At 46.6% G+C, this 14,077-nt stretch carries 13 protein-coding genes; 12 read left to right on the plus strand and 1 reads right to left on the minus strand.

Features of this window, described 5'->3' with window-relative positions; all coding sequences use genetic code 11:
- The first annotated feature begins 13 nt into the window (after positions 1-13).
- From AKJ31_RS09335 to mgtE, 11 genes are all read left to right on the plus strand, one after another.
- Positions 14-979, plus strand: a complete 966-nt coding sequence (locus AKJ31_RS09335; protein ID WP_053408826.1) for a KpsF/GutQ family sugar-phosphate isomerase — start codon at positions 14-16, stop codon at positions 977-979.
- A complete protein-coding gene (gene kdsC / locus AKJ31_RS09340) occupies positions 979-1,536 on the plus strand; it encodes a 3-deoxy-manno-octulosonate-8-phosphatase KdsC (protein ID WP_053408827.1) in 558 nt (185 codons plus the stop codon). The genes AKJ31_RS09335 and kdsC overlap by 1 nt, the downstream gene beginning before the upstream one ends.
- Positions 1,533-2,096 (plus strand): LPS export ABC transporter periplasmic protein LptC, encoded by a 564-nt coding sequence (lptC, locus tag AKJ31_RS09345; RefSeq protein ID WP_053408828.1) that lies wholly within the window; start codon positions 1,533-1,535, stop codon positions 2,094-2,096. The genes kdsC and lptC overlap by 4 nt, the downstream gene beginning before the upstream one ends.
- Positions 2,077-2,574 (plus strand): lipopolysaccharide transport periplasmic protein LptA, encoded by a 498-nt coding sequence (gene lptA / locus AKJ31_RS09350; RefSeq protein WP_053408829.1) that lies wholly within the window; start codon positions 2,077-2,079, stop codon positions 2,572-2,574. The genes lptC and lptA overlap by 20 nt, the downstream gene beginning before the upstream one ends.
- 2 nt (positions 2,575-2,576) lie before the next feature.
- Positions 2,577-3,302 (plus strand): LPS export ABC transporter ATP-binding protein, encoded by a 726-nt coding sequence (gene lptB / locus AKJ31_RS09355; RefSeq protein WP_053408830.1) that lies wholly within the window; start codon positions 2,577-2,579, stop codon positions 3,300-3,302.
- 51 nt (positions 3,303-3,353) lie between these two features.
- Complete coding sequence (locus AKJ31_RS09360) at positions 3,354-4,814, plus strand: RNA polymerase factor sigma-54 (RefSeq protein WP_053408831.1); 1,461 nt, start codon at positions 3,354-3,356, stop codon at positions 4,812-4,814.
- A 25-nt stretch (positions 4,815-4,839) separates the two neighbouring features.
- A complete protein-coding gene (hpf, locus tag AKJ31_RS09365; protein WP_053408832.1) occupies positions 4,840-5,127 on the plus strand; it encodes a ribosome hibernation promoting factor in 288 nt (95 codons plus the stop codon).
- 4 nt (positions 5,128-5,131) lie between these two features.
- A complete protein-coding gene (ptsN, locus tag AKJ31_RS09370; RefSeq protein ID WP_053408833.1) occupies positions 5,132-5,578 on the plus strand; it encodes a PTS IIA-like nitrogen regulatory protein PtsN in 447 nt (148 codons plus the stop codon).
- On the plus strand, positions 5,578-6,447 hold the full coding sequence (rapZ, locus tag AKJ31_RS09375; RefSeq protein WP_053408834.1) for an RNase adapter RapZ: 870 nt from the start codon (positions 5,578-5,580) through the stop codon (positions 6,445-6,447). The genes ptsN and rapZ overlap by 1 nt, the downstream gene beginning before the upstream one ends.
- Before the next feature lie 4 nt (positions 6,448-6,451).
- Positions 6,452-6,730, plus strand: a complete 279-nt coding sequence (locus AKJ31_RS09380) for an HPr family phosphocarrier protein (protein ID WP_053408835.1) — start codon at positions 6,452-6,454, stop codon at positions 6,728-6,730.
- Positions 6,731-6,835: 105 nt separating this feature from the next.
- Entirely contained in the window at positions 6,836-8,191 is a 1,356-nt protein-coding gene (gene mgtE / locus AKJ31_RS09385) for a magnesium transporter (protein ID WP_053408836.1), read from the plus strand.
- A gap of 60 nt (positions 8,192-8,251) precedes the next feature.
- Here the strand turns inward: mgtE and metH are convergent, their stop codons facing one another.
- On the minus strand, positions 8,252-11,932 hold the full coding sequence (gene metH, locus AKJ31_RS09390; protein WP_053408837.1) for a methionine synthase: 3,681 nt from the start codon (positions 11,930-11,932) through the stop codon (positions 8,252-8,254).
- A gap of 170 nt (positions 11,933-12,102) precedes the next feature.
- Between metH and AKJ31_RS09395 the strand changes: the two genes are divergently transcribed.
- A complete protein-coding gene (locus AKJ31_RS09395) occupies positions 12,103-13,425 on the plus strand; it encodes a cation:proton antiporter (protein WP_053408838.1) in 1,323 nt (440 codons plus the stop codon).
- Positions 13,426-14,077 lie beyond the last annotated feature (652 nt).

Raw genomic sequence — 14,077 nt, forward strand, 5'->3', positions numbered from 1 at the left:
GTTGGAGTTTGACATGTTTGATTATCGTTCTGCGGCTCTTGAAGTCCTAAATACAGAAATAGAAGCGCTACAGCAGCTCGACCAGTATTTTGACGAGAGCTTTGCCAAAGCTTGTGAACTCATCCTTGCAAACAAAAACGGCAAGGTCGTCGTTATGGGGATGGGGAAATCAGGTCATATCGGTAACAAGATTGCGGCATCGCTGGCGAGTACAGGCACATCAGCTTTCTTTGTCCATCCAGGTGAAGCATCACACGGCGATCTGGGTATGATTGCACCGGGTGATATTGTTCTGGCAATCTCTAACTCGGGTGAATCAGCAGAGATTCTTGGCCTATTCCCTGTGCTAAAGCGTCTGGACATCACCATCATCAGCATGACGGGTAAGCCAGAATCAAACATGGCAAAATGGTCTGACGTTCACTTGCAGATCACGGTTCCTAAAGAGGCTTGTCCGCTAGGCTTAGCGCCAACTTCAAGCACCACTGCGACCTTAGTGATGGGTGACGCGTTGGCTGTCGTTTTACTCCAAGCGCGCGGATTTACCGCCGAAGACTTCGCAATGTCGCACCCAGGTGGCGCTCTGGGCAGAAAGCTACTGCTAAAACTGTCGGATATTATGCACACCGGTAGCGCGCTGCCTTTGGTCACACCTACTACTGTGGTGCGTGATGCACTATTGGAGATCAGCCAGAAAGGTCTTGGCATGACCGCGGTGGTTGACGACCACCGGCAGCTAGTCGGCATTTTCACCGATGGTGATTTACGCCGAATCCTAGACAAACGTATCGATATTCATACTGCGTTGATCGGTGATGTGATGACGGTTAACCCAACTACTGCCAATCCAAACATGCTGGCCGCAGAAGGCTTAAACATGATGCAGAATAAAAGCATCAACGGCCTGATTCTTTGTGAAGACGGCAAAGTCGTTGGCGCACTTAATATGCACGACCTACTTAAAGCGGGAGTTATGTAATGTCAGAAATGGTTGAAACCTTATACCAGCCCGTGGAACCAAGCATTCTAAACGTTGCCAAAGGTATTAAGCTGCTAATTTGCGACGTTGACGGCGTATTTTCTGATGGTCGCATTTACATGGGCAACAACGGTGAAGAACTAAAAACATTTCATACCCGCGATGGTTACGGTGTAAAGTCACTAATGAATGCGGGAATTGAGATCGCCATTATCACTGGCCGTAAGTCAAAAATCGTCGAAAATCGCATGAATGCGTTAGGTATCTCGCTGGTTTACCAAGGTCAAGACGACAAGGTCAAAGCTTACCAAGACATTTGTGACAAGCTGAATATCTCACCAGAGCAAACGGGCTACATTGGTGATGACCTGATTGACTGGCCGGTAATGGAAAAAGTAGCGTTAAAAGTTTGTGTCGCAGACGGTCATCCACTACTGGCAAAACGTGCCAATTACGTGACTGCAATTAAAGGCGGTCATGGCGCAGTTCGAGAAGTGTGTGATTTGATTTTACAAGCGCGTGGTGAATTGGATGTCCATAAAGGACTGAGTATATGAGTTTATCTCGTATCGGCTATCTGCTTGCTGCTTTTGCTTTGTGTTGGTCAACTTACTATTACCTGACCAACGACAAGCAATCGGCATCACAGGTGAGTCCGAGCCTAGAACAACCCATGTTTAGCGGCAAAAACCTCAACAACACGTCGTACGACGAAAGTGGGGTTCGCAGCTACGTTATTACTTCGCTAAGCTTAGATTATTACGCTAAGAGCGGAGATACTGTCTTCAATAAGCCAGTACTGAAAGTCTTTAAAGAGGGCAGCATACAAGAGTGGGAAATCACCGCCAAAACAGGCGTGCTGGATAAAGACCATATCCTCACCCTGACCAACGACGTAGTAGTAAAAAACCTGCTACCGGAGTCGGGTTTCGACACGCTAAATACTCTTGATATGAGCATCCGCTTAGACAACCGAGATTTTTGGGCCGATAACCAAGTGATTATTTACGGTCCACAATTTGAAACCATAGGGCAAGCAATGAAAGGCAACTTTGCCGATCATAGTGCAACCCTTTACAAGAGCGTACAAGGTAGATATGAAACTCTTACACCTTAGCCTTATCTCTTGCTTACTTCTATCCAGCCAAGCTATAGCACTATCTTCGGACCAAGACCAACCAGTCTACATTGATTCCGATAGCCAACAGCTGGATATGCAAAGCAACAAAGTGACCTTTGAAGGTGACGTAAAGCTTAAGCAAGGCAGCATCAACATCAATGCGGATAAGATTATCGTTACCCGTGATCCAAAAACCGGGGCGATTCAAAATATCGATGGCTACGGTAGCCCTGCGACATTTTCTCAGCTTACCGATGATGGTAAAACGCTGGCGGGTGAAGCAATTGAGCTGCAATACAGCCTTGCGCAAGACCAGCTAACGATGAAAAAGAACGCGATGCTTTCTCAGGATGACAGTACTATCCGAGGCAACCAGATTCGCTACAAAATTTCTCAGCAGAAGCTTATCGCCGACGGTAAATCAAAAGGCGATCGCGTAACGACGATTCTTCAGCCTCAAGCAATCCAAGAATAACTATGGCGCTATTAAAAGCAGAACATTTAGCCAAGAGCTATAAAAACAGAAAAGTGGTTTCTGATGTCAGCCTCCAAGTGAAGTCTGGCCAGATTGTCGGTTTACTTGGGCCTAACGGTGCGGGTAAAACCACGTCTTTCTACATGATTGTTGGCCTTGTCGCGCGCGATGAAGGCGCGATTTATATCGATGATGAAGACATCAGTATTCTTCCGATGCACAGCCGCTCGCGTATGGGCATTGGTTACTTGCCACAGGAAGCGTCTATCTTCCGTAAGCTGTCGGTGGAACATAACATCATGTCTGTACTCGAAACGCGCAAAGAAATGACGCGTGAAGAGCGCCAAGACAAATTGGAAGATTTACTTGAAGAATTCCACATCCAGCACATTCGTCATAGTGCAGGTATGGCACTATCAGGTGGTGAGCGCCGCCGTGTAGAGATTGCTCGCGCATTGGCAGCCAACCCTAAGTTCATTTTGTTGGACGAACCGTTTGCTGGCGTTGACCCAATTTCGGTTATCGACATCAAAAAGATTATTGAACACCTACGAGATCGTGGCTTAGGTGTACTGATCACCGACCATAACGTACGTGAAACACTCGACGTGTGTGAAAAAGCGTATATCGTTAGCCAAGGACACCTGATTGCAGAAGGTTCTCCTGACGAAGTACTCAATAATGAACAAGTAAAACAAGTTTATCTCGGCGAACAATTCCGTCTATGATTAAAGTGAAGAACGGTAAGATTCTATAGCATTTAAGGCACGTAATACTGAATGAAACCCTCATTACAACTCAAGCTAGGACAGCAGTTAGCGATGACACCTCAGCTACAGCAAGCGATTCGTTTGTTGCAGTTGTCAACGTTAGATCTTCAACAAGAGATTCAGGAAGCGTTGGATTCAAACCCGCTCTTGGATGTCGAGGAAGCTGGTGAAGACCTGTCCACCACGGAAGACAAGCCTGTGAATGAGGAGAAAGAGTCCGCGCTTGAAGCAAGTGAAGCCGAAATCCAAGATAGCTCAGAGCTGATTGAAAAATCTGAGATTAGCTCTGAACTTGAAATCGATACTACTTGGGAAGATGTTTACAGCGCTAACACTGGCAGTACAGGCATTGCGTTAGACGACGACACTCCCGTATATCAAGGCGAAACAACGCAAACATTACATGACTATCTTGCTTGGCAACTTGACCTCACCCCATTCAGCGAAACAGACCGCACTATCGCTTTAGCGATCATCGACGCAATCGACGATTACGGCTACTTAACCGTTTCTCTCCAAGACATTCTCGAAAGCTTTGATAACGAAGACATCGAACTCGACGAGATCGAAGCCGTACGTAAACGCATCCAACAATTTGACCCACTTGGTGTTGCTTCAATCAATCTTCAAGACTGCTTATTGTTGCAATTAGTGACCTTTCCTGAAGATACACCATGGTTGGAAGAGGCTAAGTTAGTCCTTACTAACCACATCGACCAATTGGGCAATCGCGATTACAAACTGATCATTAAAGAGACTAAGCTTAAAGAAGCAGAGCTACGCGAAGTACTGAAGCTGATACAACAACTCGACCCTCGCCCGGGTAGCCGTGTATCCACCGAACACGCAGAATACGTGATTCCTGATGTGTCGGTATACAAAGACCATGGTAAGTGGGTAGTGACTATCAACCCAGACTCAGTGCCTAAGCTTAAAGTCAACCAACAATATGCCGCTTTGGGCAAAGGAAACAGCGCCGACAGCCAGTACATTCGCAGCAATTTGCAAGAAGCAAAATGGCTGATTAAGAGTTTAGAAAGTAGAAACGAGACGCTGCTCAAAGTTGCCAAGTGTATTGTTGAACATCAAAGAGATTTCTTTGAGTATGGTGAAGAAGCCATGAAGCCAATGGTACTCAATGATGTCGCATTAGATGTCGATATGCATGAGTCCACAATCTCTAGGGTGACCACGCAAAAATTTATGCACACCCCTCGTGGCATTTTTGAACTGAAGTATTTCTTCTCTAGCCATGTCAGCACTGACAATGGTGGAGAATGTTCATCAACTGCAATCCGCGCGCTGATCAAAAAGCTCGTGGCTGCTGAAAACAGTGCTAAACCACTCAGTGACAGCAAAATTGCAGCTTTACTCGCTGACCAAGGGATTCAGGTCGCTAGACGAACAATAGCTAAATACCGTGAATCATTAGGCATCGCCCCTTCTAGTCAGCGCAAACGCCTGCTATAAGGCCTTAAACCGAGAAGGAAAGTCTATGCAAATCAATATTAATGGCCACCACGTTGATCTAACCGATTCAATGCAAGACTACGTAAACGAAAAGTTTCAAAAGCTGGAGCGTTTTTTCGATCACATCAACAACGTTCATGTGGTCTTAAAAGTTGAAAAACTCAATCAAATCGCTGAAGCTACCCTTCACGTAAACCAAGGTGAGATCCATGCTTCTGCCGATGACGAAAGCATGTATGCCGCTATTGATTCCCTTGTCGACAAGCTGGTTCGTCAGCTAAACAAGCACAAAGAAAAACTACACACCCACTAATACCATGCAATTAAGCGAAATCCTCTCACTGGACTGCACGAAAAGTGCAGTCCAGTGCACTAGTAAAAAACGTGCTCTGGAAATGATCAGTGAACTTGTTGCTGAACAAACCGGACAAAGCTCCACTGAACTGTTTGAGTGTATGCTCAGCCGAGAAAAAATGGGCAGCACCGGTATCGGTAATGGCATCGCCATTCCCCATGCCCGTATGCAATCAAGCGATAAAGCGATCGCAGTGTTAATTCAATGTGAATCACCGGTAGAGTTTGACTCTATCGACAACCGCCCGGTTGATTTGCTATTCGCACTTTTGGTGCCAGACGCCCAATGCAAGGAGCACTTAAAAACGCTCGCTAGCATGGCTGAACGCCTCAACGATAAACAGGTTTTGAAACAGCTGCGCAATGCACAGTCAGACCAAGAGCTGTACAACATTATGGTTAACCAATAATGCGTTTAATCGTCGTCAGCGGACAATCTGGAGCAGGAAAAAGCGTCGCGCTTCGAGTACTAGAGGATTTGGGTTATTACTGTGTTGATAACCTCCCGCTTGACCTACTGGATGCGTTTGTTAAATCCGTAGAATCCAGTAAGCAGAACGTTGCGGTAAGTATCGATATTCGTAACTTACCTAAAGAGCCTGATTCAGTGAACAATGCACTGGATAAACTGAAGAACACGCCAGAACTCGACGTTAGTGTATTCTTCTTAGGTGCGAAGAAAGACACACTGCTAAAACGCTACAGCGAAACCCGTCGTATCCACCCACTTTCTCTGGGTGGAGAAAAGGTTTCACTAGAGCAAGCGATCGACAAGGAACTCAAAATCCTTGAGCCGCTCAAAGAAAATGCTGACTTGGTGATCGACAGTACCACTCAGTCATTGCACGAGCTCAGCGAAACCGTTCGCATGCGCGTTGAAGGACGCAGCCGAAAAGACCTCGTGATGGTATTCCAATCATTTGGTTTCAAGTACGGGCTACCGAACGATGCCGACTACGTGTTTGACGTGCGTTTTTTGCCTAACCCTCACTGGGAACCTGCTTTGCGACCTTTAACTGGTCTTGATGCACCGATTATCGCTTTTTTAGAGAATCACCCAGAGGTGTTAGAGCTGAAAAAGGAAATCCAACAGTTTATCGAACGCTGGTTACCCATGCTCGAGAAAAACAATCGCAGTTATTTGACCGTTGCGATTGGCTGTACTGGAGGTAAACACCGCTCGGTGTACCTAACTCAGCAAATCGCCGAGTATTTCGCTGAACAAGGGCACCAAGTACAAGTACGCCACAACACCCTAGAGCAAACCCACAAGGAATAAGCCTATGCAGCAACAGAGTAGAACAGTCCTAATCCAAAACCGCCTAGGGCTTCACGCTCGTGCTGCTGTAAAGCTGGTCGAACTGGCACAATCGTTTGATGCTGTGCTGACTATTCAAAACCATGAAGGCAAAGAAGCCACCGCTGACAGCGTAATGGGACTTTTGATGCTTGAGTCTGCACAAGGCGAACACGTCACGATCAGCGCAGAAGGAAACGATGCGTCACCTGCCCTGGAAGCGGTTTGTCATCTGATTGAAGATAAGTTTGAAGAAGACGATTAGTAAAGTTGTCACTAATTCATCTAGCGTCATATTAACTTATTAAATTACATCTAAATTTAAGTTACTATTCCAACTATTGTAACCACATAGAGTCAGGGGGAACCAATGGCCGAGCAAATTGAATTCGACCAAGCTCACCAAGCCCTCCAAGAAGTCACAGAAGCTCTAGAAAATGGCCGTTTTGTCCATGTCCGCCGTCAGCTACAGGACATGGAGCCAGAAGATATTGCCCATCTATTAGAAGCCTCGCCACGTAAAAGCCGTGACGTTCTATGGCAACTCACCGACCCGGAAGATTACGGTGAAATTCTTGATGAACTAAACGAAGACGTAAAAGACGCCTTGGTATCGAAGATGCCTCCGGAAATGCTGGCAGAAGCAACGGAAGGCATGGATACCGACGATGTCGCTTACGTTTTACGTAGCCTACCGGATGATGTATCGCGAGAAGTTCTCTCGCAAATGGACACCTCAGAGCGATTACGCGTAGAAACTGCGCTGGCTTATCCGGAAGATACCGCAGGTAGTATCATGAACACTGACGTCGTCACCATTCGTGGCGATGTGGATGTTGACGTGGTGCTACGTTACTTGCGCATGAAAGGCGAATTGCCTGAAGCGACCGATGCACTGTACGTAATCGATGAAGAAAACCGCCTAATCGGTGAATTACCGATCATCTCACTGATCACTACGCAGCCTGATATCAAAGTCGCAGAGGTAATGGAAGACGCCGACGAAGCCATCGAAGTCACCATGAGTGACTCTGACGTCGCCAGTCTGTTCGAACGACGTAATTGGGTATCTGCACCTGTTATCGACGAGAACCAACATCTTGTAGGCCGTATTACTATCGATGACGTTGTTGACGTTATCCGTGAAGACGCTGAACACTCGATGATGAGTATGGCGGGTATGGACGACGACGAAGATACCTTCGCGCCTGTCGTTAAATCAGCAAGAAAGCGTAGCATCTGGTTAGGTGCAAACGTACTTGCTGCACTAGCAGCAGCCTCAGTATCAAACATGTTCGAAGCCACGCTCGACCAAATGGCGGCGATTGCGGTCTTAATGACGATCGTACCATCGATGGGTGGGGTTGCCGGTAACCAAACCGTCGCACTGGTGATCCGTGGTCTGGCTCTCGGCCATATCGGTGATTCGAACAAACGAGAACTGCTACTTAAAGAAGCGTCGATTGGCTTATTGAACGGCATTTTATGGGCGCTAATTATCGGTGGGATTGTTGTCGCTTGGAAAGGCAACTGGATGCTCGGTGGGATTATTTCCGCCGCAATGCTGACTAACCTGCTGGTTGCGGGGATCGCCGGGGTAACCATCCCAATCTTACTGAAAAAGATGAATATCGACCCAGCTTTGGCAGGCGGTATGGCGCTGACAACCGTGACCGATGTCATTGGTTTGTCGGTGTTTCTCGGATTGGCAACAATCCTTATCTAACTTAGCCAGTTCTAGATACAAAAAGCGCAGCCCGAGAGCTGCGCTTTTTACTTTCTGGTGTTAACCGTTAATGTTTGGCCCTAACCATTTTTCGGCTTCAAGCATGTTCCAACCTTTACGCTCGGCGTAGCTCTCAACTTGATCGTGCTGGATCTGTGCGATCGCAAAGTAACGTGAATCAGGATGAGAGAAGTACCACCCCGAAACCGACGCGCCTGGAAACATTGCATAACTCGATGTTAAAGTCATACCAATGGTTTCTTCCACCTTCATCAGCTCCCATAGCGGGCCTTTTTCGGTATGTTCCGGACACGCAGGGTAGCCAGGTGCAGGACGGATACCTTGGTATTTCTCGCGAATCAGCTCTTCGTTTGACAGATTCTCATCTGGCGCATAACCCCAAATGTCTTTACGTACACGTTCGTGTAGATATTCGGCAAATGCTTCAGCTAAGCGGTCAGCCACAGCTTGGATCATGATTGCGTTGTAATCGTCACCTTGCGCTTTGTACTCATCCGCCAACTCACGCTCGTTGATACCACCCGTTACGGCAAACGCACCGATCCAGTCTTTCTTACCCGAAGATTTTGGCGCAATGTAATCTGACAGACAGTAGTTGAAACCTTTCGGTTTCTCCGTCTGCTGACGCAGGTTACACAACACTTTGGCTACTTCGGTGCGTGACTCGTCGGTGTACACTTCAATATCGTCACCCACGCTCGCCGCAGGGAACAACGCGCACATACCACGAGCTTGCATCAAACCTTCGCGCTCGACACGGTCAAGGAGCTCGTTTGCATCTTTAAACAAGCGTTGTGCTTCTTCACCAACCTCTTCGTGTTTAAAAATAGTTGGGTACTTACCGACTAGCGACCAAGTCATAAAGAATGGTGTCCAGTCGATGTACTTGCGCAAGGTAGCAATGTCGAAATCATCGAATACATGCACACCCGGTTTTGCCGGAACGGGTGGTGTGTAAGCGTCCCAATCAATCGCGACTTTATTGGCTCGCGCTTCTTCCAAAGTTACTGGCTTAGTACGCGGTTTCTTACGGTTATGTTGGTCACGAACACGCACATAGTCTTCGTTGAGTTTTTCTACGAATGCAGGGCGTAGTTCATCAGACAGTAGTGAAGTACACACCCCCACAGCGCGCGATGCGTTGTTTACATACACCACAGGATGTTTGTAATTCTGTTCGATCTTAACCGCGGTATGCGCTTTAGAGGTCGTCGCTCCACCGATCAAAAGCGGCAAATCGAAATCCAGACGCTCCATCTCTTTGGCAACGTGGACCATTTCATCCAACGAAGGAGTAATCAGGCCAGATAGACCGATAATATCAACGTTTTGTTCTTTCGCGACTTTAAGGATTTGCTCACACGGCACCATCACACCAAGGTCGATGATCTCGTAGTTGTTACACTGCAAAACCACGCCTACGATGTTCTTACCGATATCGTGAACGTCACCTTTCACCGTCGCAAGAAGGATTTTACCGTTGGTGCTACCCGCTTGTTTCTCAGCATTGATGTAAGGCTCCAAATGAGCAACGGCTTGTTTCATAACGCGGGCTGATTTCACCACCTGCGGTAGGAACATCTTACCTTCACCAAACAAGTCACCCACCACGTTCATGCCGTCCATCAATGGACCTTCGATAACTTCAAGCGGCTTCGATGCATTGACTCGCGCCTCTTCCGTATCTGCAACGATGAACTCGGTAATACCTTTCACCAAAGCGTGTTCCAAACGCTTTTCTACTGGCCAAGTACGCCACTCCAATGCAGAGGCATCTTCTTCCTTGCCAACACCTTTGCCAGCATACTCTGCCGCGATGTCCAATAGACGCTCTGTGCCATCATCACGACGGTTAAGCACGACATCTTCTACCGCTTCACGTAGTTTCTCAGGCACGTTGTCGTAAATTTCTAGCTGACCCGCGTTAACGATGCCCATATCCATACCGTTTTTAAAGCAGTGATAAAGGAATACCGCGTGAATCGCTTCGCGCACATAGTTGTTGCCACGGAAAGAGAAAGAAACGTTAGAAACACCACCAGAAATCATCGCATGTGGCAGGTCTCGTTTGATATCCGCCACCGCTTCAATAAAGTCCACCGCGTAGTTGTTGTGTTCTTCGATACCGGTCGCAACAGCGAAGATGTTCGGGTCAAAAATAATGTCTTCTGGCGGAAAGCCCACTTCGTCAACAAGGATGCGATAAGCGTTGGTACAAATCTCTAACTTACGCGCACGGGTTTCTGCCTGACCGACTTCGTCAAACGCCATCACGATCACGGCTGCACCGTAGCGACGGATCAACTTCGCCTGCTCAACAAACTTCTCTTTGCCTTCTTTCAGCGAAATCGAGTTAACGATGCCCTTACCTTGAATACACTTCAAGCCCGCTTCGATGACTTCCCACTTTGAAGAATCGACCATGATAGGCACACGAGAAATTTCTGGCTCAGACGCACACAGATTTAGGAAGCGCACCATACACGCTTCTGCATCCAACATGCCTTCATCCATATTGATATCGATGATTTGAGCGCCGTTCTCCACTTGCTGACGAGCAACTTCTAGCGCTTCGTCATACTGCTCTTCCTTAATAAGACGTTTAAAACGCGCAGAACCAGTTACGTTAGTTCGCTCACCAACGTTAATAAACAGCGTTTCCTTTTCGATGGTCAGAGGTTCTAAACCGGATAAGCGACAAGCCACGTTGAGCTCTGGTAATTGACGAGGCTTCACCCCTTCAACCGCATTGGCCATGTGACGGATGTGCTCTGGCGTCGTACCACAACAACCACCAATCAGGTTTAAGAAGCCACTCTCAGCCCACTCTTTGACATGCTCAGCCATGTCTTCCGGAGACAGGTCATACTCACCAAATGCATTCGGTAAGCCTGCGTTTGGGTGGGTGGAAACAAAAGATTCAGAGATACGAGAGAGTTCTTCAACGTATGGACGCAGTTCATCTGGACCTAGCGCACAGTTCAAACCAAACGAAAGCGGTTGAACATGACGTAATGAGTTATAGAACGCTTCTGTCGTTTGACCAGATAGCGTACGACCCGACGCATCGGTGATAGTGCCCGAGATCATTACAGGAAGTTTGATACCGAGTTCTTCAAAGACAGTATCAACGGCAAACGCACACGCTTTTGCGTTCAAAGTATCGAAGATGGTTTCAATCAGGATCAGATCGGAGCCACCTTTGATCAGCGCACGAGTCGACTCAGAATACGCTTCGACGAGCTGGTCAAAGCTCACGTTTCGATAACCAGGGTCATTAACGTCCGGTGAGATAGAACAGGTACGGTTGGTCGGGCCTAAAACACCTGCTACATAACGTGGCTTATCTGGCGTTTTTGCGGTCCACTCATCAGCGACTTCACGCGCTAGCTTAGCCGCAGCAAAGTTGATTTCTTCGCTCAGGCTTTCCATATCGTAGTCAGCCATCGCGATAGTTGTCGCATTGAAGGTATTGGTTTCCAGAATATCAGCACCTGCTTCGAGATATTCTGAATGAATTTCTTTGATTAACTGAGGCTGACTCAGAACCAACAAGTCGTTATTACCCTTTAGATCGCAATGCCAATCAGCAAAGCGCTCGCCTCGGTAATCTTGCTCTTCCAATTTGTATCCTTGGATCATGGTGCCCATACCACCATCAATCAATAAGATACGTTGCTTTAATTGGGCTTCAATTTGTTGTCTCACATTACTTCCCACTGTACAGCCTCATTCCTTTACTAATGGCTCCATCCTATCACAGAACAAAAAGAAGTATAGACGTCTAAAACAACTTAATTTATCACTCACACAATACAAAAAAGTGTTTGCTATTTAAGCACGCTAGGACCAAAATCCTCATTCACAATTTGTTACATACAGAGATATTTATGTCGGTCTATTACACGCTCTGTTTTCTATCCGCTGCAGCAATGATTATTGCTTTTATAAATAGCAAGATAGGAAAAATGCAGACTACCATCGCCATTACCGCAGGCTCGATGGTGTTGTCGTTACTCATCCTTATTGCAGGCCAAAACGACTGGTTCCACCTTACAGAAATTGCTTCGAAGACAATGTCGAGCATTAACTTCGAAGATTTTTTGTTAAAAGGTATCTTAGGTTTCTTGTTGTTTGCCGGTGGTCTTGGAATTAAGTTGCCAAACTTAAAAGATCAGAAATGGGAAATTACCGTGTTGGCATTAGGTGCGACCCTTTTCTCCACCTTCTTTATCGGTTTTGCTCTCTATGGTTTCTGTCAATTACTCAACATCCCATTTAACCTCGTCTACTGCCTACTCTTCGGCGCTCTGATTTCACCAACCGACCCAATTGCGGTTCTCGCTATCGTCAAAAAACTAGATGCTCCTAAGCGTATCTCGACTCAGATTGAAGGTGAGTCGCTGTTCAACGACGGTTTCGGCTTGGTTATCTTTGTTACTCTATTTACCATTGCGTTTGGCAGTGAAGCTCCTACTGTTGGTAGTGTGACTCTGTTGTTCATCCAAGAAGCGATTGGCGGCATCGTCTACGGTTTTGCCTTAGGTCTGTTGTTCCACTATTTAATCAGTGCTACCGACGACCACTCAATGGAATTATTGCTGACTATCGGGATACCAACCGCAGGTTATGCATTTGCAGAGGTGATCCACGTATCGGGTCCATTAGCGATGGTAGTCTCGGGGATCATGATTGGTAACTGGACTCGCTTTATCGGCTTTTCAAAAGAGAGTGAAGACCACTTGGACCACTTCTGGGAGTTAGTGGATGAATTCCTTAACGGCGTGCTGTTCCTATTAATTGGTATGTCGATGCTACTATTCGAATTCCACCAAGAAGACTGGATCTTGATGGCTTTCGCTGTACCGCTGGTATTAGCATCTCGTTACTTGAGTGTGTTCTTCTCTTACATCGGCTTTAAGCGTTACCGTCAGTACAACCCTTGGTCAGTTAGAATCCTAACTTGGGGCGGATTACGTGGTGGCCTCGCGTTAGCCATGGCGCTATCCATTCCGTCTGGTATTTGGGTGGTCCAAGATAAACTGATCGATGTAAAAGAGATCGTTCTAGTGATGACCTATGCGGTGGTGGTTTTCTCGATTCTTGTTCAAGGCTCAACGATCACGCCAATGATTGAAAAGGCGAAACAAGCCGAACGAGAAATGAACCGCGATACGAAAGAGAAAGAACAACTGCAAGAGCAGTCTAACTAACTTCTCAATAGTCTTTCAAAAAGCCCGGTAGATACTACCGGGCTTTTTTGTATCTAGCTCCCGGCTAGCTTGTTCTATTTATAACAATTAGTAGAGTTAACAAAGGCTCACTTAAGAGCAAAAGGAATCCAGCATAAACTCAATACACTAGTAGAACATCGAGCTTCCTTATGTAGAGATCAGAAACAAGCATTCCTAGATATTGATTCCTCCAGAATTGCTAAGTAATACGAAAGACAGAGGATAGAATTTGTTTGTACACAGAGCCACCCTATGAGTAGAGGAAAAATAGTGAGGGTTTAGGATCTTTGAAAAAGGGCATGGGAAGATTATAACAAGACGATGACTAGTCATTTGACTAAGCTTGCTAAGTCAGCATCGAGGCGGCGGTTTGTTTAAGATTAAATTGCTCCTCTGTGATAGGAAATAGAGTAAGTTCAGATCATTAACAACAGAGAAATTCAGTCCTAAGGTTCGGTTTTGAATAAGTGATGAAATGGTCGGTCTTGCGCTCAATTGGCTTAGAACACAAGCGAGGCTCATTCGATTTCCTTTCCACATACGAAAAAGCCCTAGCATTTCTGCCGGGACGCGTAGTTTAGGGCTTTGTCTGAATCAGTGGCGGACGGCGGGGACTCGTTGGTCGAAGACC

Source organism: Vibrio hepatarius (assembly GCF_001274785.1).
Lineage (GTDB): Bacteria > Pseudomonadota > Gammaproteobacteria > Enterobacterales > Vibrionaceae > Vibrio > Vibrio hepatarius.